The following is a 24,908-nucleotide window of genomic DNA, read 5'->3' as shown; positions in this document are numbered from 1 at the left end:
ACACGCTGCCGACGGTTCACGACACGCTCGCACCGGCCGCACGACCCGTGACTGCCGCGCCGTGCCGTGCCGATCCGGTGTGTCGTCCGGAGCCCGCCCGCCCCTAGCTTCGCCCGGCATGACGACCACCGCGACGGGATCCGGACGGGTCTCCCTCGGCGACCGGACCGTGCACCGCCTGGGGTACGGCGGCATGAAGCTCACCGGACCCTGGGTCACCGGCCCACCGGCTGACCGGGACGCGGCGCTCGCCGTCCTGAGCCGGGCCGTGGAGCTGGGGGTCGACCACATCGACACCAGCGGCCTCTACGGCCCGCACGTGGTGAACGACCTGATCCGCGAGGCGCTGTCCCCCTACCCCGAGGACCTCGTCATCGTCACCCGGGTCGGCGCCCGCCGGACGCCGGAGGGCGGCTGGGAGGAGGCGCTGACGCCCGACGAGCTGCGCCGGTCGGTGGAGGAGGACCTGGAGCACCTCGGGCTGGACGCGCTGCACGTGGCCAACCTGCGGATGCCGGGCCTGGGCGAGCCCGCGGAGCGCTCCCTCGCCGAGCCGTTCGAGGCGCTGGCGGAGCTGCAGCAGGAGGGGCTGGTCCGCCGGCTCGGGGTCGGCCACATCACCGCCCGCCAGGTCGCCGAGGCGCGGGCCATCGCGCCGCTGGCCTGCGTGCACAACCACTACAACCTGATCCACCGCACCGACGACCGCCTGGTCAAGGAGCTGGCCCGCGACGGGATCGCCTACACGGCGCTGGAGGGGATCTCCTACACCTCGTTCTTCCCCATGGGCGAGATGTCGCCGCCGCAGACGGCGGTGCTGGAGGCCGTCGCCGAGCGGGTGGGGGCCAGCCCGATGCAGGTGGCGATCGCGTGGCTGCTGGCCCGCTCGCCCAACGTGCTGGTCATCCCGAGCGCGACCTCGGTCGCCGAGCTGGAGGAGCTCCTCGCGGCGGGCGAGGTGGAGCTCGGCCCCGACGACACCGAGGAGCTGGACCGCATCGTGACCATGGGCGGCCCGCCGGCCGGCGGCGTGCCGGCGTGGGGCGGCGGTGGCCCCGGCGGCCGGCCACCGTGGGTCAGCGGAGGCTCGGGCGGCCGGCCACCGTGGGTCGGCGGAGGCTCGGGCGGCCGGCCCTGACCCGGCGATCCCCGCGGGGATCGCCGGGAGCATCACCGCGAGGCGGCGCGGGTGACGACGTCGGTCGCCCAGCTCTCCAGCCCGGAGTGGTCGCGGATGACCTCGACCCGGTCGCAGCTCTCCGCGTAGGCGGGCAGGTCGCAGCCGCCGAGCGCCCACGAGTACCGCGGCTCGGGGGTCAGCCAGATCGTCTCGCGGACCCGCCGGGTCAGGTCGGCGAAGACGTCCAGGCGCGGGGTGTTGCCGTTGCCGCGGCCGTCGCCGAGCACCAGCAGGGTCGAGCGGCGGGTGAAGGCCCCGGAGTGGTCGGCGGCGAGCGTGGCGAACACCGAGCCGTAGTCGCTGGAGGCGTCGACGTCGATCACGTCACCGCCGAACACCAGGCCCAGCGCGTGCTCCAGCGGGTGCTCGTCGAACAGGTCGGTGATCTCGACGACGTCGTCCACGAAGGCGAAGGTGCGCACCTGCGCGAAGAGGTCCTGCAGCGCGTGGACGACGTGCAGCGTGAACCGCGCCGTCGTCCGCACCGAGAGGCTCACGTCAGCGACCACGACCAGGCGCGGCTTGTCCTCGGCCAGCCGGGTGGTCACCGGCCGGAACGGGACGCCGTCGTACTTGAGGTTGCGGCGCATGGTGCGCGCGACGTCGACCCGCCCGCGGGGGGACTGCCGCTTCTTGTGGGTCAGCCCGCCGTGCAGGGAGGTGGCCAGCCGGCGCAGCGACTCCTCGATCCGCGCCCGCTCGGCCTCGGTCACCTTCTCCACCGGTGCCCGCGCCATCTCCCGTTCCTCGATGGCCATGCCGGTCATCTCGGCGAGCTTCTGCAGGTGCGCGGCGAGCAGCTCGGGGAGGTCCTCGATGACGCCGGCGAGCTGGCGGCGCAGCGCCTCGGCGACCTCCGGGTCCAGGTCGCCGACCGGGTCGGCCAGCCAGTCCCGCAGGGCCTGCTGCTGGGCCACCGACAGCTCGAGGTCCAGCTGGGTGCCGCCGCCGCGCACGAGGTCGCCCGGCAGGCCCGGGTCGTGCAGCCGCGAGACCTCCAGCTGCACCTCCTGGGCGTCGGTGAGCCCGCCGCGGCTCTCCGACGACAGCACGATCTGCTGGGTCAGCGAGGCCAGGTCGACCTTGTTGGCCTCCTGGTGCAGGTTGTACTGCGCGGCGAGGTCCTCGGGTCTGAAGAACTCCTTGATGTCGACCGGCTTGCCGTGGCTGTGGCCCTCCTGCACGTCGGCGGCCGGATCCGGCGACCAGGTCATCTTCTGCAGTTCGCCGGAGTCGGCCAGGTCGTCGTGGGCGTGCCCGTGCCCCTCGTCGGCGTCGACGACGGCCAGCAGGCCGAAGAAGCGGGCAAAGGTGTCGGCGAAGACCTCGGCGTCCCGCCGGTCCTTGAGCAGCGCCGCGCCGAGGGCGGCCTCCAGCGCGGGGCGGTCGCTCAGCCCCACCGCGGTCGCGGCGTCGAAGGCGTCGATCGCCTCCGCCGTCGAGATCCGCATCCCGCGCAGTCGCAGCAGCCGGATGAACCGGTGCAGGGCGGCCTCCATCTCCGACCGGCGCCCGTCAGACCGGCCGCCGGCGCGCGCCGCCGCCGCGGTTGGGGGCGAACGAGCGGGCACCCTGGCCGGCGCGCACCTGCCGTGGCGCGGCCGACGCCTCCGCGGGGCCGCCGCGGGCGCCGAAGGAGTCGTCGTGCCGGCCGGGGGCGTCCTTCGCCGCGCGCACCCGGCGGCCGTCGTCCTCGTGGTCGTGGTCGTGGGTGTGGCCGCCGTGGGTGTGCGACCCGTGCGAGTGCGTGTGGCCGTGATCGTGCCCGTGCCCCAGGGACGCCGGCACCGTCGCATTCGGGTCGACCAGCCGGGGCAGCGCCTCCCGCGAGCGCTGCACGTCGCGCTCGTACTTGGCGACGACCGAGACGGTGTCGCCGAGCACCTCGGCGTCCAGCTCGCTGACCCCCAGGACGGCGAGGGTGCGCGCCCAGTCGATGGTCTCGGAGATGCTCGGGGCCTTGCGCAGGTCCAGGCCGCGCAGCCCACGCACGATCTCCACCAGCCGCTGCGCCGCGGCGTCGTCCAGGCCGGTCCGCTTCGACCGGAGGATCTCCAGCTCGCGGTCGGCGTCGGGGTACTCCAGGAACAGGTGCAGGCAGCGCCGCTTGAGCGCCGCCGAGAGGTCGCGGGTGTTGTTCGAGGTCAGGACGACGTAGGGCGCGCGCTGGGCGACGAACGTGCCGATCTCGGGCACCGACACCTGGTACTCGGCCAGCATCTCCAGCAGCACAGCCTCCAGGGCCTCGTCGGCGCGGTCGACCTCGTCGACCAGCAGCACGACCGGCTCCTCGGAGCGCACCGCCTCCAGCAGCGGGCGCGGGGCGAGGAAGCGCTCGTTGAAGAACGCGCTGTCGGCGCTGGCCACCCGGGCGACGGCCTCCTCGAGGGAGTCGGTGTCCGACAGGAGCTGGGCGGTCTTCTCGCGCAGGATCTGGGTGTAGAGCAGCTGCTTGCCGTAGTCCCACTCGTAGAGGGCCTTGGTCTCGTCCTGGCCCTCGTAGCACTGCAGGCGCAGCAGCCTGCGTCCGGTGGCGGTGGCCAGCGTCTTGGCCAGCTCGGTCTTGCCGACGCCGGCCGGGCCCTCCAGCAGCAGCGGCTTGGCCAGGCGGGACATGACGAAGGTCGTCGTCGCCAGCCGCCGGTCGGCGATGTAGCCGTGCTCGGCGAAGGCGCGGCTGACATCGTCAGGGGAATCGAACGCGGGGGAGGCGGAGTCGCTGTCGGGGACGGCGTCGGCGGGCACGGGCTGCACGGTCACGCGTTCTCCTCGCTGGCGCTCGTCGTCCGCGCGCCCATGGGTGCTGTGCATCTGGGTGACCTCGCAGGCTCGGTCACGGGTTCTCCTGGCGAGGGGGCGGGGCGGTCGGCAGACCACCCCGCCCCGGTCGACCGGGGCGGCCTCAGCCGAGAGGTCGCCCCGGTCGGGGTCCGGCCGGGGACGCCGGTCAGCTGAGCAGGTCGTCCAGGTCGCCGGTCATGCAGTGCTCGACCACCGGGCGGACGGTCTCGAAGGTGCACTCCTTGGCGTTGCCCGGGGTGCAGGCGTCGCCGAGGACGTGGTTGGTGATCCGGTCGACGTCCTTGTCGTCACCGTTGATGACCGGTGCGTTCTCGTAGAACTTCGTCGGGCCCTGGCCCAGCCGGTTCTTCGAGTAGCTGTCCTGGGTGACGTCGGTGAACTTCTCCGGGATGCCGACGTCGCGCAGCAGCCGGATCGCCGCGGCCAGCGCCGCGTCGGCCGCCTGGGGAGCGGTCATGCCGTGGGTGTCGATGCCCATGGCCTGCGCGATGTCGGCGAAGCGCTGGTACTGCGTCGGCATGTTGAACGCCCACACGCGGGGCAGCGCGATGGCGTTGTTCAGCCCGTGGTGGGTGTCGTAGAAGGCGCTCACCGCGTGGCTGATCGAGTGGATGATGCCGAGGCCACCGGAGTTGAACGCCTGGGCGGCGATGTACTGCGCGTACATCATGCCCTCGCGGCCGGCCAGGTCCTGGCCGTTCCACACCGCCTGGCGCAGGTGCTCCGAGGTCAGCTTGATGGCGTGCAAGGCGTTGCCCAGGGAGGGCTGGAAGTTCAGCCGGGAGACGTAGGGCTCGCTGGCGTGCGCGAGGACGTCGAACCCGCACTGGGCGGTGTAGTCGACCGGGCAGTCGTAGTAGAGGACCGGGTCGTCGATCGCCAGCGTCGTCACCGAGGTGTCGTCGAACGCGACGTACTTGTGCGGGTTGTCCGGGTCGGTCGTGGTGTCGGTGATGACGTAGGCCCAGCTGGTCTCCGAACCGGTGCCGGCCGTGGTGGAGACGGCGATGTGCGGCGGGTTCTTCGGGTTCTCCGACTGGTTGAAGCCCTCGAACTCGTTGACGCTGCGGCCGTCGTGCGCGACCGAGATGCGCGCGCCCTTGCAGGCGTCGTGGCTGGAGCCGCCGCCGATGGAGACGAAGCTGTCGCACTCGTTCTCCTGGTACAGCGCCACGGCGTCCATGACGTTGTAGTCCTTGGGGTTGGACTCCACCTTGTCGTAGACCACGACCTCGAGACCGTGGTACTTCATCGACTCGGCGATCTTGTTGACGATGTCGGTGCCGCGGAGGCCCGACGTCATGATCAGCGTCCGCTTGAAGCCCAGCTTGAGGGCCTCCGGGCCGATGATCTCGTGCGCGCCGGGGCCCATGAGGGCGCGCGGGAACGGGTGGAACTCCTTGATCGGGAAGGGCTTGAGGAGTTCTTCGACCTTCACGGGGTGGTCCTTCCTGCTGCCGGCGGGAGAGTCGTCGGCGCGGACGGTATGAGCGCTGTCACACCTCGCGGCAGGGGTGCGGAGGAGGAACCGGCCGTCCGGAGGAGCAGGTCGGCCCGCCCGGTGAGGTGCACCTGCCCGACCGGGCAGTTGCCCCGGCTCTCGGCGCGACGGCCGACCTCGCACGGGTGCGGGCCCGGCCCCGGCGATTCCCGCGGAAACCGCCGGGGCGCTAGGCGGGCGGTGTGCGCAGGCTCGGGAAGCCCAGGGCGAGCTGGTCGAAGGCCGCGTGCAGGGCCTCGGCCAGGGTCGTCGTCCCGTCGGCCAGCCAGACCTCGAAGGCCGTCGTCGCCGCCGCCCGGGTGCTGGTGGCGACCAGCCGGGGGAGCAGCGCGGTGGGGGACTGCCCGGTGCGGCGCGCGACGTGCTCGGCGACCACCCGGTCGACGTCGGCGTAGCGCACCTGCGAGTGGGCCTGCAGCGCCGGCTCGCCGAGGATCAGCGCCATGCGCTGCCGCAGGATCGGCAGGTCCTCGGCGGCGTAGTCGTTGACCTCGACGTAGGCCGCGCAGATCGAGGCGAGCACCGGCTGGTCGCCGCGGGTGGCCGCCAGCAGCCGCTCGAGCCGGGTGACGTGCGCGCCGAACTCCCCCCACACCGCGTCGGCCTTGGTGGCGAAGCAGCGGAAGAACGTGCGCCGGCTGGTCCCCGCGGCCTCGGCGATCTCGTCGGCGGTGACCTGCTCGAAGCCGTTGCGCGTGAACAGCTCCAGGGCCGCCTGCTGGATGCGGGCGCGGGTGTCGGCGCGTACGTCCGCAGGCGCCTCGGTCACCACCCCATCTTGCGGCACCGGCGTACCGGCGGGCGGCGCGCCGCGTCCGAGGCCGGTGTTGCCCGTGGCACTCGGTGTCACTAACGTGCCCGCCACCGCGTAACCCAGATCACAGGAGGCGCCATGCCCGAGACCGACGACACCCAGGCCACGAGCAGCCGGGAGGTGGCCCCCGCGGTCGAGGAGATCCTGGCCGAGGAGTCCCTCGTCGAGGAGGTCTCCATCGACGGCATGTGCGGGGTGTACTGATCAACGCCCCCGCCGCGGCGCCGGCCGAGCTCTCCAGCGGAGCCGGCGCCGCCTCACCGTCGGGCTCCGGCGCTTCCGCGCCGGCCCCGTCCGCTGCCGACTTCGACCCGGCGCTGCCCTGGCGGCGGGCCCGTTCCGTGGCGCTGCGCCCGGAGCCCTTCGGCGCGCTGGTCTACCACTTCGGCAACCGGAAGCTGTCGTTCCTGAAGTCGAAGGCGCTGGTCGCCGTCGTGGAGACGCTGGCCGAGAACCCCAGCGCCGACGCCACCCTGGTCGCGTGCGGGGTCCCCGCGGCGCAGCACCCCGCCTACCGCCGGGCGCTGGCCGACCTCGCGCGCTCGCAGATGATCGAACGGAGGCCCTCCTCGCCCCCGGAGGAGGGCCCTCCTGCTCCCCACCCCTCGCCCGCTCGCGGCGGGACCCTGCAGGAGGGCCGTTCGGCGCTCGCGGCGGGTCCCTGCGACGAGGCCGCCCCGGAGGCCCACCCATGACCGCCGTCCTGCCGTCCCGTCCCGCCGCACCGCCCCGCCCGACCGGCGGGCGGCTGATCGACCAGTTCGAGTACGGGCTCGACGCCCCGATCTGCCTGACCTGGGAGCTCACCTACGCCTGCAACCTGGCCTGCGCGCACTGCCTGTCCAGCTCGGGACGGCGGGACCCGCGCGAGCTGTCCACCGCCGAGGCCGAGGCGGTCATCGACGAGCTGCAGCGCATGCAGGTCTTCTACGTCAACGTCGGCGGCGGCGAGCCCACCGTCCGCCCGGACTTCTGGCACCTGCTCGACTACGCCATCGGCCACGACGTCGGCGTCAAGTTCTCCACCAACGGCATCAAGCTCGACGAGGTCCGGGCCCAGCAACTGGCGCGCACCGACTACGTCGACGTCCAGATCTCCCTCGACGGCGCGACCGCCGAGGTCAACGACCGCGTCCGCGGCACCGGCTCGTACGCCACCGCCGTCCGGGCGCTGGAGAACCTGGCCGAGGCCGGGATGAAGGACTTCAAGGTCTCCGTCGTCGTCACCCGGGAGAACGCCGGCCAGCTGGACGCGTTCAAGGCCCTCACCGACCGCTACGGCGCCCAGCTGCGGATCACCCGGCTGCGCCCGTCCGGCCGCGGCGCCGACGTCTGGGACCAGCTGCACCCGACCCAGCAGCAGCAGAAGGACCTCTACTCCTGGCTGCTCGCCAACGGGGAGCAGGTGCTGACCGGTGACTCGTTCTTCCACCTGTCGGCGTTCGGCGAGGCGCTGCCCGGCCTGAACCTCTGCGGCGCCGGGCGGGTGGTGTGCCTGATCGACCCGGTCGGGGACGTCTACGCCTGCCCGTTCGCCATCCACGAGACCTTCCTCGCCGGCAACGTGCGATCGCCCGGTGGCTTCCAGGAGGTGTGGCAGGGGAGCGAGCTGTTCGCCGAGCTGCGCAGCCCGCAGACCGGCGGCGCCTGCACGAAGTGCGCCCACTTCGACGCCTGCCGGGGCGGCTGCATGGCGGCCAAGTTCTTCACCGGCCTGCCGCTGGACGGGCCCGACCCGGAGTGCGTGCAGGGCTACGGCGAGCGCGCCCTGGCCGCCCGGGACGCCGACCTGGTCACCCCGCGCAGCCACCTCGACCACTCGCACACCGGCCCGGTGCGCGGCCAGCCGACGCTGCTCGGCATGCCGTCGATCCCGGCTCGGTCCACACCCACACCGCCCGCCCGGATGTGCGACGAGTCGCCCCTGGCCGGGCTCGAGCTGAGCTGACCGGACTCCTCGACCCGCTGGTCCTCGCGGGCCGGACGGCGCCCTCCCGGGTGCTGTTCGGCCCGCACGAGACCAACCTCGGCCGCGGGCGGGCGCTCTCGGAGCGGCACGTCGCGTACTACGCCCGCCGCGCGGCCGGCGGGTGCGGGATCGTCGTGACCGAGACCGCGTCGGTGCACGTCTCCGACCACCCCTACGAGCGGGCACCCCTCGCGGCCGACTGCGGACCCGGCTGGGCCGACGTCGTCGCCGCCTGCCGTCCACACGGCGCGCTGGTGCTCGCCTCGCTCGGGCACACCGGCGCACAGGGCACGTCCGGGCACGCGCAGACCGCGCTGTGGGCGCCGTCCGCCGTCCCCGACGTCGTCACCCGCGAGGTGCCGGTGGCGATGGAGCAGCCGGACGTCGACGCGCTGGCCGCGGGCTTCGCGAGCGGTGCCCGGGTCGCGATCGGAGCCGGCGTCGACGGCGTGGAGGTCGACGCCGGCGCCCGCTCGCTGCTGCGCCAGTTCGCCTCCGGCCTGACCAACCACCGGGCGGACGGGTACGGCGCCGACCGGCTCCGGCTGCTGCGCGAGGTGTTGGCCGCCGTCCGCGCGGAGCTCGGCCCCGGCCGGGTGCTGGCGCTGCGGCTGTCCTGCGACGAGGAGGCGCCCTGGGCCGGGATCACGCCGTCGCTCGCGGTGCGGCACGTCGCCGAGCTGGCCCCGCTGCTCGACCTGCTCGTCGTCGTGCGCGGCAGTGGTCTGACGCCGTCGGCGTACCGGCCCGACGGGCACGTGGCGCCCGGCTTCAACACCGGGCTGACCCGTGCGGTGCGGGCGGCCACCGGCGGGACGCCGGTCGTCCTGCAGGGCTCGGTGGTGGACGTCGCCGATGCGCAGCGGGCGGTGGACGACGGCGTGGCCGACGCGGTGGAGATGACCCGCGCGCAGATCGCCGACGCCGACCTGGTGCGGAAGACGCGGGCCGGCGTCCCGGTGCGGCCGTGCACCCTGTGCAACCAGGCGTGCCAGGTGCGCGACGTCCGCAACCCGCTGGTCAGCTGCATCGCCGACCCGTCCGACGAGGCGGTCCTCCCCCAAGGAGCCGGGCGGCGGGTCACGGTGGTCGGGGGCGGGCCGGCCGGGTTGGAGGCGTCGCGGCTGCTGGCGTCGGCGGGGGCCGACGTCCGGCTGGTCGAGCGCGCGGACCGGCTCGGCGGGGCACTGCACACGGTCGCGGCGCTGCCCGGGCGGGGCCGGTTCGCCCTCCTCGCCGGGTGGCTGGCCGGGGAGGTGGCGCGGCTGGGGGTGGAGGTCGAGCTGGGGGTGGCGGGGGGCTGCGGGGACGTCGTCGCGACGGGCGCCCGGGGGCACGAGGGCCTGACCGCCGCCGGCGTGCTGGGGGGTGCCGAGCTGCCGCAGGGACCGGTGGTGGTGCACGACCCGGTGGGCGGTCCGGTCGGCGTGGGGGTGGCCGAGCTGCTCGCCACGGCGGGCCGGGCGGTCACGCTGGTGACCCCTGACGCGGTTGCCGGCGAGCGGCTGGGCGGCGACCTGGCGCCGGCGAACGCACGGCTGGCGCGGGCCGGGGTGCGGCGGGAGACGTCATCGGTGCTGCGCTCGGTCGGCGACGGGGTGGCGGTCCTGGCCGACCGCTGGACGGGGGAGGAGCGGTCCGTGCCGTGCGCCGTCGTGGTGGACGCGGGCCCCGGCCTCCCGGGTGACGTCCCACCGGGCGTGCTGGCGGCAGGGGACGCCGTCGCGCCACGCACCGTGCTCGAGGCGGTGCTCGGAGGACGGCGCGCGGCGCGGGCGCTGCTCAGCCGGTGACGGTCAGAGGTCGACCTTCCTGTGGTCGCCGGTGTCGGGCTTGTCGCCGGTGGCCTTGGCCTTCACGAAGCTGAACGCCGTGGCCAGCCGGTTGCCGGGGCTGTCCCAGTACTCCGCGGAGTCGCCGTCGACCTTGACCAGCACGACGGACGGGTCCTCCGGGCCCTGCGGCAGCCAGGCCTCGACCCCGCTGTTCCACAGCTCCTTCTTCTTGGCGACGTCGCTGACGACGACCGCCTCGCCGGTCAGCGAGACCCAGGTGCCGCCGGAGCCGACGCCGACGTTGACCTGCGGCGAACGCGAGATGTGGGTCAGCCACGGCGCGTCCTGTTCGGCGAAGAACCACAGGTCGCCGTCGAACTCGACCTCCTGCAGCGTCATCGGCCGGCTGGTCAGCTTGCCGTCGGCCGTCGTGGTGGTCAGGAAGCCGAACCTCTCGCCCTTGAGCAGTTCGGCGACCTTGCGGGTGTCCTCGGCGCTCATGTCGTCCTCTCGGGAGTGCGCGATCAGGTGCCGCTCGACTCCTGCCCAGGGCCCCTGGCGCCGACACCCGGGCACGTCCCCGGCGGATGCTCGCCCGCTGCCCCGCATGGTGGGCAGGGGCGAGCATCCGCGGGCCCTCACCGTCCGTCGAGGTAGGTCCAGGCGCCGTCCTCGCGGACGAAGCGGCTGACCTCGTGCTGGCTGCCGGTCTCGCCCTCGTGCCGGTACCAGGCCCGGAACTCCACCGTGCCCTCCGTGGCCAGCAGCCCGCCGCCGGTCGTGGCGAGGACGTCGAGACCGGTCCAGCGCACGGTCGAGTCGAGCTCCAGCGACGGCGGGCGGGTCGAGGGGTGCCAGCTGGCCAGCAGGTAGGCGGGGTCGCCGACGGCGAAGGCGCTGTACCGCGCGCGCATCAGCTGCTCGGCGGTCCCCGCCGTCGCGGTGCCGTCGTGCAGCCGGCCGCAGCACTCGGCGTAGGGCAGGCCGGACCCGCAGGGGCAGCGTCGAGGGGCCATGCCTGCGAGTCTCTACCGGCCCGGGGGGCGGGCCACGCAGCAGGAGGAGGACCACGTGCGACACCTGTCCGCGCCGCTGCGGGTCGGGCCGGTGACGCTGCCCAACCGGCTCGTGTTCCCCGCCCACCTGACGAACTACGCCGTCGACGGCCGGTTCACCCAGCGGCACGCCGCCTACTACGCGGCCCGCGCGGCCGGCGGCGCCGGACTCGTCGTCACCGAGGAGCTGTCGACCGACCCCGCCGACCGGCCCTACGAGAAGCTGGTCCGCGGGCACCACCGGGAGGCCCTGCCCGGTATGCGGCTCGTCGCCGACGCCGTCCACGCGCACGGCGTACCGGTGTTCGCCCAGGTCAACCACAACGGCGGGCAGTCCGACTCGGTGCACACCCGGACGCCGGTCCTCGCGCCGTCCCCGCTGCCCGACCCGCTGTTCCGCGAGGTCCCGCGCGAGGCGACCACCGCCGACCTCGCCCGCCTGGTCGCCGGGTACGCCGACGTCGCCGCCCGCTGCTCCGCCGCGGGGTTCGACGGCGTGGAGGTGCAGGCCGCGCAGTCCTCGCTGGCCCGCCAGTTCCTCTCCCGCGCCACCAACCGGCGCACCGACGGCTACGGCGGCCCGCTGGAGGACCGCGCCCGTTTCCTGGTCGAGGTGCTCACCGCCGTCCGCGAGGCGCTCGGCCCCGGCCGCGCCGTCGGCATCCGGCTGGCTGACGAGGAGGGCCTCGACGGCGGGACGACGCTCGCCGAGGCCGTCGCCACCGCACACCTGCTCGCCCAGCGCGGCCTGGTCGACTACGTCAGCACCACCGTCGGCGTCGCGACGGCCACCCTCGACCGCGTCGTCCCGCCGATGACCACCCCGCCCGGCTACGCCCGCTACCTGTCCGCGGCGGTCCGCGCCGCCGTCGACGTGCCGGTGGTCGGCGTCGGCCGCTTCCTCACCCCCGCCCAGGCCGAGCGCGCGCTGGCGATGAGCGACTGCGACCTCGTCGGTGCCGTCCGCGCCCAGATCGCCGACCCCGAGTTCGCCGCCAAGGCCCTCGAGGGCCGCGACACCGAGGTCCGCCGCTGCCTGGGCTGCAACGCCGACTGCGTCGGCCGGGTGGGCCTGAACCGCCCGCTCGGCTGCGTGACCAACCCGCGGGCCGGCCGCGAGGCGCCGCTCCCGCTGCCCGAGCGCCGGCGCCGTGTGCTCGTCGTCGGCGGCGGGCCGGCCGGGCTGCGCGCCGCGGCCACCGCCGCCGCCCGCGGGCACGCGGTCACCGTCTGGGAGCAGGCGGAGCGCACCGGGGGGGCGATCCGGATCGCGGCGTCGGCTCCCGGCCGGGAGGGCCTGCGCCCGCTCGTCGACGACCTCGCCGCGGAGTGCGCCCGCGTGGGCGTCACCGTCCGCACCGGGGTGCGCGCCACCGCGGCGGGCGTGCGGGCCGAGGCGCCCGACGTCGTCGTCCTCGCCACCGGCGCGCGCCCCGCGCTCCCGGACTGGGCGGCCGGCAGCGACCGGGTCGTCGACGTCCGCGACGTGCTCGCCGGCGCGGCCGACCCGGCCGGCGACGTGCTCGTGGTCGACGACCTGGGCAGCGCCGCGGCGACGTCGGTCGCCGAGCTGCTGGCCGGCCGCGGCTGCACCGTCGAGGTGGTGACGGCGGCGCTGGTCATCGGCCAGGACCTCGGCCTCACCCTCGACCGGCCCGGCTGGGAGCGGCGGGCCGCGGACCTGCGCATCCGGCGGACGACGGAGCGGCTGGTCACCGCCGTCGACGGCCGCACCGTGCGGCTGCTGCACCACCCCACCGGCGCGGTCGAGGAGCGCACCGCCGACTGCGTGGTCGTCGCGGCCCCTCCCCGTGCCGACGACGAGCTGTGGACCGCGCTGCGCGACAGCGGCAGCGGTCCGGAGGTGCACCGGATCGGCGACTGCCTCGCGCCGCGGAGGGCCGGCGCGGCCACCCTGGACGGCGAGCGGGTCGGCCGGGCGGTCTGACTACCGTGGCACCGGTGAGCACGCTCGCCGGCGCCACCTGGCCCGACCTGCCCCAGCGTCCGCTGCTGCTGGTGCCGCTCGGCGCCGTCGAGCAGCACGGCCACCACCTGCCGCTGGCCACCGACACCACCGTCGCCTGCGCGGTCGCCGAGGCCGCCGCCGACGACCTGGACGGCGCCCTGCTCGCGCCCGCGCTGGCCTACGGCGCCAGCGGCGAGCACGAGGACTTCCCCGGCACCGTCTCCATCGGCACCGAGGCGCTGACCGGGCTGCTCGTCGAGTACGGCCGCTCCGCCTGCCGCTGGGCCGGGCGGCTGGTGCTGGTCAACGGCCACGGCGGCAACCTCGACGCCCTGCGCACGGCCGGTGCCCGGCTGCGCGCCGAGGGGCGGCAGGTCGCCTGGTTCCCCTGCGCCGTCGCCGGCGCCGATGCGCACGCCGGGCGCACGGAGACGTCCCTGATGTTGCACGTGGAACCGGAGGGCGTCCGCGAGGACCGCGCCGTCCCCGGCGACACCACCCCGATCGCCGACCTGCTGCCCCGGCTGCGCGCCGAGGGGGTGCGCGCGGTCAGCCCGACCGGCGTCCTCGGGGACCCCGCGGGCGCCTCGGCCGAGGAGGGGGCCGAGCTGCTCACCGGGATGGCCGGGCGGCTGGCCGCCGCCGTCCGGGCGTGGGACGTCGACCCCTCCGGCCGGCTGCGCGGCTGACGGAACGGCCCCGGTCGCCCGGGGTTATCGTCCGGACCCATGGGTGCACCGTCGGGCTGGCTGGTCGTCGTCGACTACCAGGAGGTGTTCCGCGACCCGACCTCCCCGTGGACGACGCCGCGCTTCGACGAGATCCGCCCGCGCATCCGCTCGCTGGTCGAGGCCTTCGACGACCGCGTCGTCTTCACCCGGTTCGTCGTCCCGGACGAGCCGGTGGGCGCGTGGGCCGACTACTACGCGAAGTACGACTACTTCACCGGCGAGCACGCGATCCCGCTGTTCCAGCTCTCCGAGGACCCCGGCGGCTCGGCCGTCGTCGACGCCCCCACCTTCGGCAAGTGGGTCCCCCAGGTCGCCAAGCTGGTCGGCGACGGCCCGGTCACCGTCGCCGGGGTCGCCACCGACTGCTGCGTGCTGTCGACCGTCCTGCCCGCCGCGGACGCCGGCGTGCTGGTGCGGGTGGTCTCCGACGCCTGCGCCGGCGCCGACGACGAGGCCCACGACGACACCATGCGGATCCTCGGCTGCTACGCGCCGCTGGTCGAGGTCACCACGACCGCCGAGGTCCTGGCGGAGGCATGACCGGGCGGCCAGCGGTCGCCGTCCCCCCGCCCGACCGGCTCCCCGACGGCACGGCCGTCCGCCTGGACCCGCGCGTCCGCCGCCGCGACGGCGGGACGACGCTGCTCGGCGGGTCGCCGTTGCGGCTGGTGCGGCTCCGGCCGCGCGCCCGCGACCTGCTGCGCACCGACCGGCTCGTCGTCCGGGACGCCGTCTCCGCCGCACTGGCCGCCCGGCTCCTCGACGCCGGCCTCGCCCACCCCGAGCCGGACGGCGCCCCGGCGGGGGAGCTGACCGTCGTCGTCCCGGTCAAGGACCGCCCGGCGGAGTTGGACCGGCTGCTCACCGCGCTGCGCGCCGACCCGGACACCGCCGGCGTCCCGGTGCTCGTGGTGGACGACGGCTCCGCCGACCCGGCCGCGGTGACCGCCACCGCCGGCCGCCACCGTGCCCGGGTGCTGCGGCACGCCACCGCCCGGGGCCCGGCCGCCGCCCGCAACGCCGGCCTGCGCGCGGCGACCACCCCGCTCGTGGCCTTCCTCGACTCCGACTGCGTGCCGCTGCCGGGCTGGTCCGGGCCGCTGGCCCGGCACACCGCCGACCCGCGGCTGGCGCTGGTCGCCCCGCGGATCACCGCGCTGCCGGCCCACGGCGGCGGCTGGGTCGAGCCGTACGAGGCCGCCGTCAGCGCGCTGGACATGGGCCCCGCCCCGGCGCCGGTCGCCCCGGGGACGGCGGTCTCCTACCTGCCCAGCGCGGCGATGGTGGCCCGCCGGGACGCCCTCGGTGCGGGGTTCGACGAGTCGATGCAGGTCGCCGAGGACGTCGACCTGGTGTGGCGGCTGGTCGCGGCGGGCTGGCGGGTGCGCTACGAGCCGTCGGCGGCGGTCGCGCACGAGCACCGGGCGGCCACCTTCGAGTGGCTGCGCCGCCGCGCCTTCTACGGCACCGGCGCCGCGCTGCTGGCCGCGCGGCACGGCGCCGCGGTCGCACCCCTGGTGCTCTCGCCGTGGTCGGCGGCGGCCTGGGCGCTGGCGCTGACCGGCCGCCGCTCCGGCGCGCTGGCCGCGGCCGCGGTGCTCGGCGTGGCCACCGGCCGGCTGGCGCCCCGGCTGGCCCCGCCCGGCGGGCGGGCGCCCATCGGGCTGGCCGCGGTCCTCGTGGTGCGGGGCAGCGCCGCGGCGGGGAAGACGCTGGCCCGCAGCGTCACCCGCCACCACTGGCCGTTGGCGGTGGCCGCCACCGGGGTGTCCCGCCGCGCCCGCCGGGCGGTCGCCGTGGCCGCCGTGGCCGACGCCGTCCTGGCCTGGTGGCCGCACCGCGCGCGCGTGGGGGCGCTGCGTTTCGCCGCCGGCCGGCGGCTGGAGGACCTCGCCTACGGCGCCGGTCTGTGGGCCGGCGCCGTCCGGGCCCGCGACGCCCGGGCGCTGCTGCCCGCCCGACCTGCGCCGATGCCCACCCCGAACCGGTTGCGTACGACCGGCTCCCTGGTGGAAACGCGGAGGAGCGGTCACGATGGGCGGACGATGGACCCGAGCCCGCGGACGATCACATGACGGCTGAGCCGTGACGGCGGTGAACCCGTGGGTCGCGCTGCCCGACGGCCTGCCCGACCCCATGCTCACCCGGAGGCTGCGCGCCGCCCACGAGGCGCTCGTCACCCGCGCCGGCCCCTCGGCACCCGGCCCGGTCCGCGCCGTCGTCTGGGACTCCTGGCGGCGCAGCCTCGCCGGCGGCGTCGACCCCGACGGCGCGGCCCCGCCGGTCGAGCTGCTCGACGACGAGCTGCTGGCCTACCGCGCCGCGCACCCGCTGGCGCCGGTGCTGCCGGTGATCCGCCGGCTGCTGGTCGAGGACGCCGAGGCCGACCGGATGATCGTCGCGGTCACCGACGCCGACGGCCGGATGCTCTGGGTCGAGGGCGACCGGCAGCTGCGCGCGCGGGCCGAGGCGATGCACTTCGTCGAGGGGTCCCGCTGGGCCGAGGAGGTCGCCGGCACCAACGCGCCGGGCACCGCGCTGGCCCTCGACCACGCCGTCCAGATCTACGGCAGCGAGCACTACCGGCGTCCGGTGCAGCCCTGGAGCTGCTCGGCCGCGCCGGTGCACCACCCGGTCACCGGCGTGCTGCTCGGCGCCATCGACGTCACCGGCGGCGACCACGTGGCCAGCCCGCAGGTGCTCACCCTGGTCCGGGCCACGGTCGCCGCCGTCGAGGCCGAGCTGCGCTGGCTGCACCGCGAGGACGCCGTCCGGCCGGCGGCCCCGGCACCGCGACCGGCTGCCCGCCCCGCCCCGCGCCTGGAGGTGCTCGGCCGGGAGCGCGCGCGGCTGGTCCTGCCCTCCGGTCCCGCGGAGCTCTCGCTGCGCCACTCCGAGCTGCTGCTGCTGCTCGCGGAGGCCGCGGCCGGGGGCAACGGGCGCACCGCCGAGCAGCTGGCCGCCGAGTGCCACGCCGGCGACGCGGCCGCGGTCACCGTCCGGGCCGAGCTGTCCCGGCTGCGCCGGCTGGTCGGCGCCCACCTGCTCGGCTCGCGGCCCTACCGGCTGACCGGCCCGCTGGAGACCGACCTGGACCAGGTGCGCCGGCTCCTGGCCCGCGGCGCCGTCGGTCCCGCGCTGGAGCGCTACGCCGGCGCGGTGCTGCCCCGCTCGTCCGCGCCCGGCGTGGTCGCCGCCCGCGACCGGCTGTCGGCCTCGCTGCGCCAGGCCGTGCTCGCCGCCCGCCGTCCCGAGGTGCTGCTGCGCTACACCCGGCTGCCCGAGGCCCAGGACGACGCCGCGGTCTGGCAGGCGTGCCTGGAGAGCCTCCCGCCCGGCGCGCCGAGCCGGCCGGCCGTCGCCGCGCACCTGCACCGCCTGCGCCGGGGGCCGCGCGCGCCGCTGCCGCAAGGACCCCCTTGCGCCCCGCCGCTCGCAGGCTCGCGGCGGGCCCCTGCGAGGGGGGCGTCAGGGGCTCGCGGCGAGCCGCTGGACGGGGCCGCTCCAGCACGTCACTGACGCGGGGAATGCGGCCGGGGCGGGTGGCCTTGCCTCTTCCACGTGACCGCACCGGCCGACGTCCCCCTGCTCAGCGCCCGGCGGGTCGTCGCCGCGGTCGTCGCCCTGGCGCTCGGTGGCTTCGCCATCGGCACCACCGAGTTCGTGACGATGGGCGTGCTGCCCGAGATCGCCGACGGCGTCGGGGTCGACATCCCCACCGCCGGTCACGTCATCTCCGCCTACGCGCTCGGCGTGGTGGTGGGCGCACCGGTCATCGCCGCGCTCGGCGCCCGGCTGCCGCGCCGTGGGCTGCTGGTCGGCCTCATGACCGCGTTCCTGGTCGGCAACCTCGGCAGCGCGCTGGCGGCCGGGCACTCCTCGCTGCTGCTCGCCCGCTTCGTCAGCGGGCTGCCGCACGGCGCCTACTTCGGCGTCGCCTCGCTCGTCGCCGCCTCGCTGGTGCGCGCCGAGCTCCGCGGCCGGGCGGTCAGCTCGGTGATGCTCGGCCTGGCGGTGGCCAACCTGGCCGGCGTCCCGGCGGCGACCTGGCTGGGGCAGGCGCTGGGCTGGCGGGCGGCCTACTGGGCGGTCGTCGTCCTCGCCGTGGCGACCGTGGTGGCGGTGCTCGCCGCCGTGCCGTCCTCGCCGGGGCGGGCCGAGGTCACCGTCGCCACCGAGCTGGCCGCGCTGCGCCGTCCGCAGGTGCTGCTGACCCTGCTCGTGGCCACCGTCGGCTTCGGCGGCATGTTCGCCGTCTACAGCTACGTCTCTCCGCTCACCACGGAGGAGGCCGGGCTGCCGCGCGGCACGGTGCCGTGGGTGCTGCTGGTCTTCGGGGTCGGCGGGGTCCTGGGGACGGCGCTCGGCGGCCGGCTCGCCGACCTCGCGCTGTTCCGCTCACTGGTCGGCGCCATGGTGACGATGGGGGTGCTGCTGGCCCTGGTGGCGCTGCTCGCGGGCTGGGCGCCGGGCCTGCTGGCCACCCTCTTCCTGCTCTCGGCGACCGCCTCGGTGCTCGTGGTGACCCTGCAGCTGCGGCTGATGGAGGTCGCCGGCGAGGCGCAGATGCTGGGTGCCGCGCTCAACCACTCGGCGCTCAACGCGGCCAACGCCCTGGGTGCCTGGCTCGGCGGCGTGGTCATCGCGGCGGGCCTGGGCTGGACCGCCCCGGCCGGCGTCGGCGCGGCCCTGGCCGCGGTCGGGCTGGCCGCGCTCACCGCCTCGGCCGTGCTGCGCCGCCGCGAAGGGCGGACCGGGCCGGTGCGGACGGTGCCCGCACCGGCCCGGTAGGCGTCAGTTCGCGAGCGTCTCGGCGAACAGCGGGACGGCGTTCTCCAGCGCGTACTGCGTGCCGAGCGCCGAGCCGCTGGAGAAGGCGTTGGACAGTGTCTGGTCCTCGAGCACCAGCGCGTTGCCCTGCTGCACCGCGGGCAGCGACTGCCACAGCGGGTTGTCGGTGATCTGCGCGGCCTCGACGAAGATCGGGAAGACCACGGTCAGCGGCGCGTCGAGCAGCGGCACCTGCTCCTCACTGATCGACACGAAGAAGCTCTCCCCGGCGAGGTCCTGGATGGCCGGCTTGTTGGTGAAGCCCAGCGACTCCATGAAGTCCACGCGGGTGTCGCCGCGGACGTAGGCGCCGAAGCCCTCGGAGGTGTAGGCGCCGACGGCGACCTCGGTGCCGGCGAACTCCGGGTTGGCCGCCGCGGCCTCGGTGAACTGCTGCTCGACCTCGGCCTGCAGCTCGTCGGCCTGCTCCTCGCGGCCCAGAGCCTGGCCGACCAGGTCCAGCTGCTGCTGCCAGGTGGTCAGGTACGCGCCGACGCCCTCGGGCTGGCCGATGGTCGGCGCGATGGCGCTGAGGGAGTCGTAGCGCTCCTGCGTCGCGGGGGAGCGGGTGTCCAGGATGAGGTCGGGCTCCAGCGCGGCGACCGCCTCCAGGCTGGGCTCGAGCGTCTCGATGATCTCCGGGGCCTCGTCGTAGCGCCCCTCCGCCCACGGACCCACGCCCTCGCCGCCGAAGGCCAGCCAGTCGCTGGCCCCCACCGGCTGCACGCCCAGCGCCAGCGCCGTCTCGGCGTCCGACCAGCCGAGCGCGACCACCCGCTGGGGCTCCTCGGGGACCTCCACCGGGCCGAAGGCCGTCTCGACGGTCACGGGGAAGGCCCCACCGGAGTCCGACGGACCGGTGGACGCGGCGGCGTCCTCGGAGGACCCGGTGTCGCCGGAGCCGCAACTGGTGACGAGGACGGTGGCGGCGAGCAGGGCGGCACCGTGCAGGAACGGGCGAACGGACATGGCTTTCCCTCCGACTAGGTGAGGCTCACCTAACTACCTCTCCCTGGAGCCGTTCCACCCGGGTCCGCGTCGCTCGCGACGCGGGAACTGCTGCAACCCGCCTGCAACGTTGTCTGGCTCCCGCGGACGCGGGTCAGGCGGGACGAAAGACCCGGAATTGCGGGCGTACCGACGGAGAGTTGCCGCATCTGCGTGGTGGACCGGGACCTACGTCCTCAGGTAAGCGTGGCCTAAGTCACGTGCTGCTCGACAGACTCGCGGCAGGTGGGGCTGTGCCCGGCACCACACGCGACCCCTGCAGAGGAGCGGAGGAAACGGTGACCCAGATCAACGTGCGGGTGGACGGGGTGACGTACAGCGACGACGTCGAACCCCGGACGCTGCTGGTGCACTACCTGAGGGAGCAGCTGGGGAAGGTCGGCACCGTCGTCGGGTGCGACACCAGCAACTGCGGCGCCTGCACCGTCCACCTGGACGGCGCGGCCGTGAAGTCCTGCACCGTGCTGGCCGTCCAGGCCGACGGCGGCGAGGTGACCACCATCGAGGGGCTGGCGCCTCAGGGCAGCCTGCACCCGGTGCAGAAGGCCTTCCACGAGATGCACGGCCTGCAGTGCGGCTACTGCACGCCGGGGATGATCATGGCCTCGGTCGACCTGCTCAAGGAGAACCCGGACCCGAGCGACACCGAGGTCCGCGAGGGCATCGAGGGCAACCTCTGTCGCTGCACCGGCTACCAGAACATCGTCCGGGCGGTGCAGCAGGCCGCCGGCGAGATGCGCGGCAACGGTTCCGTCTCCCCGGCCGAGGTCGACACCGCGGCCGCTCCGCACGTGGCGGGTCAGGCATGACCGCCGTCGAGGACCGGACCACGCAGGCTCCGGAGCGCGAGGTCGGCAAGGCCCGGCGCCGCAAGGAGGACGCCCGGCTGATCACCGGCCGGACCACCTGGACCGACAACATGGTGCTGCCGGGCATGCTGCACCTGGCCGTCGTCCGCAGCCCCGTGGCGCACGCCAAGATCACCGCCGTCGACGTCTCGGCCGCCCAGGAGGCGCCCGGCGTGGTCGCCGTCCTGACCGGGCGCGACGTGGCCGACGAGCAGGGCTCGATCCCGTGCGCCTGGCCGGTCACCCCGGACATGGTCAACCCCGGGCACCCGTCGATCGCGGTGGACGAGGTCAACCACGTCGGCGAGGCCGTCGCGGTGATCGTCGCCCGCAGCAAGGCCGCCGCGCAGGACGCCGTCGAGCTGGTGGACGTCGACTACGACCTGCTGCCCGCGGTGCTGGACATGGAGGAGGCGGTCGCCGAGGGCGCACAGCTGACCCACGACCACCTCGAGTCGAACCGCAGCTTCCACTTCGTCTTCGAGTCCGGGGACGCCGGCACCGGCCAGCACACCGACGAGGCGTTCCGCGACGCCGAGGTCGTGGTCAGCCGCCGGTTCGTGCAGCAGCGGCTGATCCCCGCGTTCATGGAGCCCCGCTCGGTCGTCGTCCAGCCGCAGGGCGACAACTACACGATGTGGTCCTCGACCCAGGTGCCGCACATCCTGCGGATCATGCTGGCGATGGTCACCGGCGTGCCCGAGCACAAGCTGCGCGTCGTCGCCCCCGACGTCGGCGGCGGCTTCGGCGGCAAGCTGCAGGTGACGCCCGAGGAGGTCATCAGCCTCCTGGTGGCCCGCCGGCTCGGGAAGCCGGTCAAGTGGACCGAGACCCGCAGCGAGTCGCTGATGACGGCCCACCATGGCCGCGACCAGATCCAGTACATCGACATCGCCGCCGACCGCGAGGGCAACGTCAAGGGCCTGCGCTGCCGGATCCTCGCCGACATGGGCGCCTACCTGCGGCTGGTCAGCCCCGGCGTCCCGGTGCTCGGCGCCTTCATGTTCAACGGCATCTACAAGTTCCCGGCCTACCGCTTCGAGTGCGACGGCATCTTCACCAACAAGACGCCCACCGACGCCTACCGCGGCGCCGGACGCCCCGAGGCGACCTTCGCCGTCGAGCGGATCATGGACGAGCTCGCCGTCGAGCTCGGCATGGACCCGCTTGAGCTGCGCCGCAAGAACTGGATCAGGGCCGAGGAGTTCCCGTTCACCTCGGTCGCCGGGATGACCTACGACAGCGGCGACTACGAGACCGCGACCCAGAAGGCCCTGGAGCTCATCGGCTACGACGAGCTGCGTGAGGAGCAGCGCCGCCGCCGGGAGTCGAACGACCCGGTGCAGCTGGGCATCGGGGTCTCGACCTTCACCGAGATGTGCGGCCTGGCGCCCTCCCGGGTGCTCGGCTCGCTGTCCTACGGCGCCGGCGGCTGGGAGCACGCCTCCATCCGGATGCTCCCGACCGGCAAGGTCGAGGTGGTCAGCGGCTCGACCCCGCACGGCCAGGGTCACGAGACGGCGTGGAGCCAGCTGGTCGCCGACCGGCTCGGCGTGCCGTTCGAGGACATCGAGGTGCTGCACGGCGACACATCGGTCGCCCCGCGCGGGCTGGACACCTACGGCTCCCGGTCACTGGTGGTCGGCGGGGCCGCTGTGGTCAACGCGGCCGAGAAGGTGGTCGCCAAGGCCCGCCGGGTCGCCGCTCACCTGCTCGAGGCCAGCGAGGAGGACCTGGAGTTCACCGGCGGGAAGTTCTCCGTCCGCGGCACCCCGGGCGCCGAGGTCGGCATCCAGGAGATCGCGCTGGCCACCTTCGCGGCGCACAACTTCCCCGAGGGCATGGAGCCCTCGATCGACGCGGACGCGACGTTCGACCCGGAGAACTTCTCCTTCCCGCACGGCACCCACCTCTGCGCCATGGAGGTCGACACCGAGACCGGGATGGTGAAGATCCGCAGGTACGCCTGCGTGGACGACGTCGGCACGATCGTCAACCCGCTCATCGTCGAGGGGCAGATCCACGGCGGGCTGGCGCAGGGGATCGCCCAGGCGTTGTTCGAGGAGGCCGTCTACGACGCCGACGGCAACCTCACCACCGGCACGTTCGTCGACTACCTGGTCCCCTCGGCGGCCGACCTGCCGCACTTCGACACCGGCAACACGGTGCACGAGGCGCCGGGCAACCCGATCGGCGCGAAGGGGGTCGGCGAGGCCGGCACCATCGCGAGCACCCCGGCGGTGGTGAACGCCGCGCTGGACGCCGTCCGGCACCTCGGGGTCCGCGACATCCGGATGCCGCTGACCCCGGAACGGGTCTGGCGGGCCATCCACGAGGGCGGGGACGGCGGCGACCGTGCCACCGCCGGCACCAACGCCTGGGGTGGGGCGCAGACCGAGACCACCGCCGGCGTCTCCACCCCCCAGTCCGCCCTCGGAGGTGACCGGTGATCCCCGCTCCGTTCGAGTACGCCCGTCCCACCACCGTCGACGAGGCCCTGCAGGCCATCGCCGAGGGTGGGGACGACGTGAAGATCCTGGCCGGCGGCCAGTCGCTGATCCCGGTCATGCGGCTGCGGCTGGCCGCGCCGGAGACGGTGGTCGACCTGGCCCGGATCTCCGAGCTGCGCGGCGTCCGGGACGACGGCGACGCCATCGTCATCGGGGCCATGACGACGCACCACGACGTCATGACCGACCCGCTGGTGCAGCAGTACGCGCCGCTCATCGCCGAGGCGACCGAGACGGTGGCCGACCGGCAGGTTCGCGCCCGCGGCACCTTCGGCGGGGCCCTGGTCCACGCCGACCCCGCCGGCGACCTGCCGGCGGTGGCCCTGGCCCTGGACGCGGAGTTCGTCATCGCCGGTCTCGAGGGTCAGCGGACCGTCCCGGCGGCGGAGTTCTTCGTCGACTACCTGACCACCGCGCTGGAGGAGGGGGAGCTGCTCGTCGAGATCCGCGTCCCCAAGCTGGCCGGTGAGTGGGGGATGCGCTACGAGAAGTTCAACCGCGTGGCGCAGGCCTGGTCGATCGTGGCGGTGGCCGCGGTCGTCCGGCGGGAGAACGGGCACATCGCCGAGGCGCGGATCGGGCTGACGAACATGGGCTCCACCCCGCTGCGCGCGAGCGCGGTGGAGGCCGCGCTGGCCGGTGCCCCGGCGAGCCCGGAGGCGATCGCCGCGGCGGCCCGGTCGGCCGCCGAGGGGACCTCCCCGAGCAGCGACCTCAACGCCCAGGCCGACTACCGGGAGCACCTGGCGCAGGTGCTCACTCGTCGCGCGGTGACCGCCGCGGCGGGGCTGTAGCTTGAAGGACCCCGTCCTCCCCACCCCTCGCAAGCTCGGGGCGGTGCCCTGGACGGGGCCGCGCCCGACTCGGCCGGCCTGCCCCTCGTGGGCGGGCCGGCCGACCGCCGCACCTCGGAGGTAGCACCGTGCAGTTGGAGAACTCGTTCACCGTCCCCGTGCCGATCGACGAAGCCTGGCGGGTGCTGCTGGACATCGAGCGGATCGCGCCGTGCATGCCCGGCGCCGCGCTGGACTCGGTCACCGGTGACGACTTCACCGGCCGGGTCAAGGTCAAGCTCGGCCCGATCAACCTGACCTACCAGGGCAAGGCCTCGTTCGTCGAGAAGGACGAGGCGGCGCACCGGGCGGTCATCGACGGCCGCGGCAAGGACCAGCGCGGCAACGGCACCGCGGCCGCGCTCATCACCGCCCAGCTGAAGGCCGAGGGCGACACCACGCGGGTCGACGTCCTGACCGACCTGAACATCACCGGCCGGCCGGCCCAGTTCGGCCGTGGCGTGATGACCGACGTCGGCAACAAGCTGCTCGGCCAGTTCGCCGACAAGCTCGCCGCCCAGCTCGCTTCCGGCGACGAGGGGGCGACGGCGGCAGCTGCTGCTCCCGCGCCCGCGGAGAAGGCGACGCCGGCGAAGAAGGTCGCGGCCACGGCGGCGGGCGTCGCCGAGGAGGTCGCCGCCTCGGCCGAGCAGGTGCCGGGCGATGGCGCGGCGGCGGAGAAGGCCCGCACGACCGCAGCCGCGGCCAAGAAGACGGCCGCGGCAGCCACGGACCGGATCTCGGGGGGCGACACCGCGCCGGTGGCTGCCACCGCCGCCCCGGCGGCGACCGGCACCTCCCCTGCTGCGCCGGCCACCAGCCCCGCCGCCTCCGCCCCGGCCGCTCCCGCGGCCCGGCAGGTGGGGCCGAGGCACGCCGAGCCGGAGCCGATCGACCTGCTCGAGGTCGCCGGTGGGGCCGCGTTCACCCGCTACGCCGCGCCGCTGGCCGGTGCCGCGGTGCTGCTGCTGGTGGTGACCCTCGTGGTCAGGCGCCGGCGCCGCTGAGCCCCGGGGGGGGGGGGGGGGGGGGGGGGGGGGGGGGGGGGGGGGGGGGGGGGGGGGGGGGGGGGGGGGGGGGGGG

The 24,908-nt window shown here is 75.2% G+C and carries 22 protein-coding genes; 15 read left to right on the top strand and 7 right to left on the bottom strand.

Annotated elements, in window-relative coordinates; genetic code table 11:
* The first annotated feature begins 118 nt into the window (after nt 1-118).
* Nucleotides 119-1,138 (top strand): oxidoreductase, encoded by a 1,020-nt coding sequence (locus tag ACI78Z_RS12645; protein WP_457036885.1) that lies wholly within the window; start codon nt 119-121, stop codon nt 1,136-1,138.
* A gap of 32 nt (nt 1,139-1,170) precedes the next feature.
* Here ACI78Z_RS12645 and ACI78Z_RS12640 read toward each other — a convergent pair whose 3' ends face one another.
* The 4 genes from ACI78Z_RS12640 to mftR form a co-directional block, all read right to left on the bottom strand.
* A complete protein-coding gene (locus ACI78Z_RS12640) occupies nt 1,171-2,679 on the bottom strand; it encodes a VWA domain-containing protein (protein ID WP_457036884.1) in 1,509 nt (502 codons plus the stop codon).
* Between the two features lie 16 nt (nt 2,680-2,695).
* Nucleotides 2,696-3,940 carry an AAA family ATPase gene (locus ACI78Z_RS12635; protein WP_457036883.1) on the bottom strand — a complete coding sequence of 415 codons (1,245 nt, stop codon included), beginning with the start codon at nt 3,938-3,940 and terminating at the stop codon, nt 2,696-2,698.
* Nucleotides 3,941-4,127: 187 nt separating this feature from the next.
* A complete protein-coding gene (gene mdo, locus ACI78Z_RS12630) occupies nt 4,128-5,420 on the bottom strand; it encodes an NDMA-dependent methanol dehydrogenase (protein WP_457036882.1) in 1,293 nt (430 codons plus the stop codon).
* Between the two features lie 232 nt (nt 5,421-5,652).
* Nucleotides 5,653-6,252 (bottom strand): mycofactocin system transcriptional regulator, encoded by a 600-nt coding sequence (gene mftR, locus ACI78Z_RS12625; protein WP_457036881.1) that lies wholly within the window; start codon nt 6,250-6,252, stop codon nt 5,653-5,655.
* Between the two features lie 123 nt (nt 6,253-6,375).
* On the opposite strand from mftR, the gene mftA reads away from it, so the two are divergent.
* Genes mftA through ACI78Z_RS12605 form a run of 4 tightly spaced genes read left to right on the top strand, consistent with a single transcriptional unit; the run spans nt 6,376 to nt 10,059 of the window.
* Complete coding sequence (gene mftA, locus ACI78Z_RS12620) at nt 6,376-6,501, top strand: mycofactocin precursor MftA (RefSeq protein ID WP_457036880.1); 126 nt, start codon at nt 6,376-6,378, stop codon at nt 6,499-6,501.
* A complete protein-coding gene (mftB, locus tag ACI78Z_RS12615) occupies nt 6,486-6,992 on the top strand; it encodes a mycofactocin biosynthesis chaperone MftB (RefSeq protein ID WP_457036879.1) in 507 nt (168 codons plus the stop codon). The genes mftA and mftB overlap by 16 nt, the downstream gene beginning before the upstream one ends.
* Nucleotides 6,989-8,245 (top strand): mycofactocin radical SAM maturase, encoded by a 1,257-nt coding sequence (gene mftC / locus ACI78Z_RS12610; RefSeq protein WP_457036878.1) that lies wholly within the window; start codon nt 6,989-6,991, stop codon nt 8,243-8,245. Before mftB ends, mftC begins: the two co-directional genes overlap by 4 nt.
* Nucleotides 8,206-10,059, top strand: a complete 1,854-nt coding sequence (locus tag ACI78Z_RS12605; RefSeq protein ID WP_457036877.1) for a mycofactocin system FadH/OYE family oxidoreductase 1 — start codon at nt 8,206-8,208, stop codon at nt 10,057-10,059. Before mftC ends, ACI78Z_RS12605 begins: the two co-directional genes overlap by 40 nt.
* 3 nt (nt 10,060-10,062) lie before the next feature.
* Here the strand turns inward: ACI78Z_RS12605 and ACI78Z_RS12600 are convergent, their stop codons facing one another.
* Both ACI78Z_RS12600 and ACI78Z_RS12595 read right to left on the bottom strand, forming a co-directional pair.
* Nucleotides 10,063-10,542, bottom strand: a complete 480-nt coding sequence (locus tag ACI78Z_RS12600; protein ID WP_457036876.1) for a pyridoxamine 5'-phosphate oxidase family protein — start codon at nt 10,540-10,542, stop codon at nt 10,063-10,065.
* Between the two features lie 137 nt (nt 10,543-10,679).
* Nucleotides 10,680-11,057, bottom strand: coding sequence for a YchJ family protein (locus ACI78Z_RS12595; protein WP_457036875.1), 378 nt, complete (start codon nt 11,055-11,057; stop codon nt 10,680-10,682).
* Between the two features lie 55 nt (nt 11,058-11,112).
* On the opposite strand from ACI78Z_RS12595, the gene ACI78Z_RS12590 reads away from it, so the two are divergent.
* From ACI78Z_RS12590 to ACI78Z_RS12565, 6 genes are read left to right on the top strand one after another with little or no spacing between them, the layout of a single operon-like run.
* Nucleotides 11,113-13,044, top strand: coding sequence for a mycofactocin system FadH/OYE family oxidoreductase 2 (locus ACI78Z_RS12590; protein ID WP_457036874.1), 1,932 nt, complete (start codon nt 11,113-11,115; stop codon nt 13,042-13,044).
* 14 nt (nt 13,045-13,058) lie between these two features.
* On the top strand, nt 13,059-13,754 hold the full coding sequence (gene mftE / locus ACI78Z_RS12585; RefSeq protein WP_457036873.1) for a mycofactocin biosynthesis peptidyl-dipeptidase MftE: 696 nt from the start codon (nt 13,059-13,061) through the stop codon (nt 13,752-13,754).
* 39 nt (nt 13,755-13,793) lie between these two features.
* Complete coding sequence (locus ACI78Z_RS12580) at nt 13,794-14,336, top strand: cysteine hydrolase family protein (protein ID WP_457036872.1); 543 nt, start codon at nt 13,794-13,796, stop codon at nt 14,334-14,336.
* A complete protein-coding gene (mftF, locus tag ACI78Z_RS12575) occupies nt 14,333-15,871 on the top strand; it encodes a mycofactocin biosynthesis glycosyltransferase MftF (RefSeq protein WP_457036871.1) in 1,539 nt (512 codons plus the stop codon). The genes ACI78Z_RS12580 and mftF overlap by 4 nt, the downstream gene beginning before the upstream one ends.
* 10 nt (nt 15,872-15,881) lie before the next feature.
* Entirely contained in the window at nt 15,882-17,315 is a 1,434-nt protein-coding gene (locus ACI78Z_RS12570) for a GAF domain-containing protein (protein ID WP_457036870.1), read from the top strand.
* Between the two features lie 42 nt (nt 17,316-17,357).
* Entirely contained in the window at nt 17,358-18,587 is a 1,230-nt protein-coding gene (locus ACI78Z_RS12565) for an MFS transporter (protein WP_457036869.1), read from the top strand.
* A 3-nt stretch (nt 18,588-18,590) separates the two neighbouring features.
* Here the strand turns inward: ACI78Z_RS12565 and ACI78Z_RS12560 are convergent, their stop codons facing one another.
* Nucleotides 18,591-19,595 (bottom strand): ABC transporter substrate-binding protein, encoded by a 1,005-nt coding sequence (locus tag ACI78Z_RS12560; protein WP_457036868.1) that lies wholly within the window; start codon nt 19,593-19,595, stop codon nt 18,591-18,593.
* 317 nt (nt 19,596-19,912) lie between these two features.
* Between ACI78Z_RS12560 and ACI78Z_RS12555 the strand changes: the two genes are divergently transcribed.
* The 4 genes from ACI78Z_RS12555 to ACI78Z_RS12540 all read left to right on the top strand — a co-directional run bounded on the left by ACI78Z_RS12555 (nt 19,913) and on the right by ACI78Z_RS12540 (nt 24,832).
* Nucleotides 19,913-20,443 (top strand): (2Fe-2S)-binding protein, encoded by a 531-nt coding sequence (locus ACI78Z_RS12555; RefSeq protein ID WP_457036867.1) that lies wholly within the window; start codon nt 19,913-19,915, stop codon nt 20,441-20,443.
* A complete protein-coding gene (locus tag ACI78Z_RS12550; protein ID WP_457036866.1) occupies nt 20,440-22,932 on the top strand; it encodes a xanthine dehydrogenase family protein molybdopterin-binding subunit in 2,493 nt (830 codons plus the stop codon). Before ACI78Z_RS12555 ends, ACI78Z_RS12550 begins: the two co-directional genes overlap by 4 nt.
* Entirely contained in the window at nt 22,929-23,786 is an 858-nt protein-coding gene (locus tag ACI78Z_RS12545) for an FAD binding domain-containing protein (protein ID WP_457036865.1), read from the top strand. Before ACI78Z_RS12550 ends, ACI78Z_RS12545 begins: the two co-directional genes overlap by 4 nt.
* A 128-nt stretch (nt 23,787-23,914) precedes the next feature.
* A complete protein-coding gene (locus tag ACI78Z_RS12540; protein ID WP_457036864.1) occupies nt 23,915-24,832 on the top strand; it encodes an SRPBCC family protein in 918 nt (305 codons plus the stop codon).
* Nucleotides 24,833-24,908 lie beyond the last annotated feature (76 nt).

Source organism: Geodermatophilus sp. SYSU D01176, assembly GCF_054050015.1.
The sequence above is the reverse complement of the archived record's forward strand: the minus strand, read 5'-3'. Positions and strand labels throughout refer to the sequence as shown.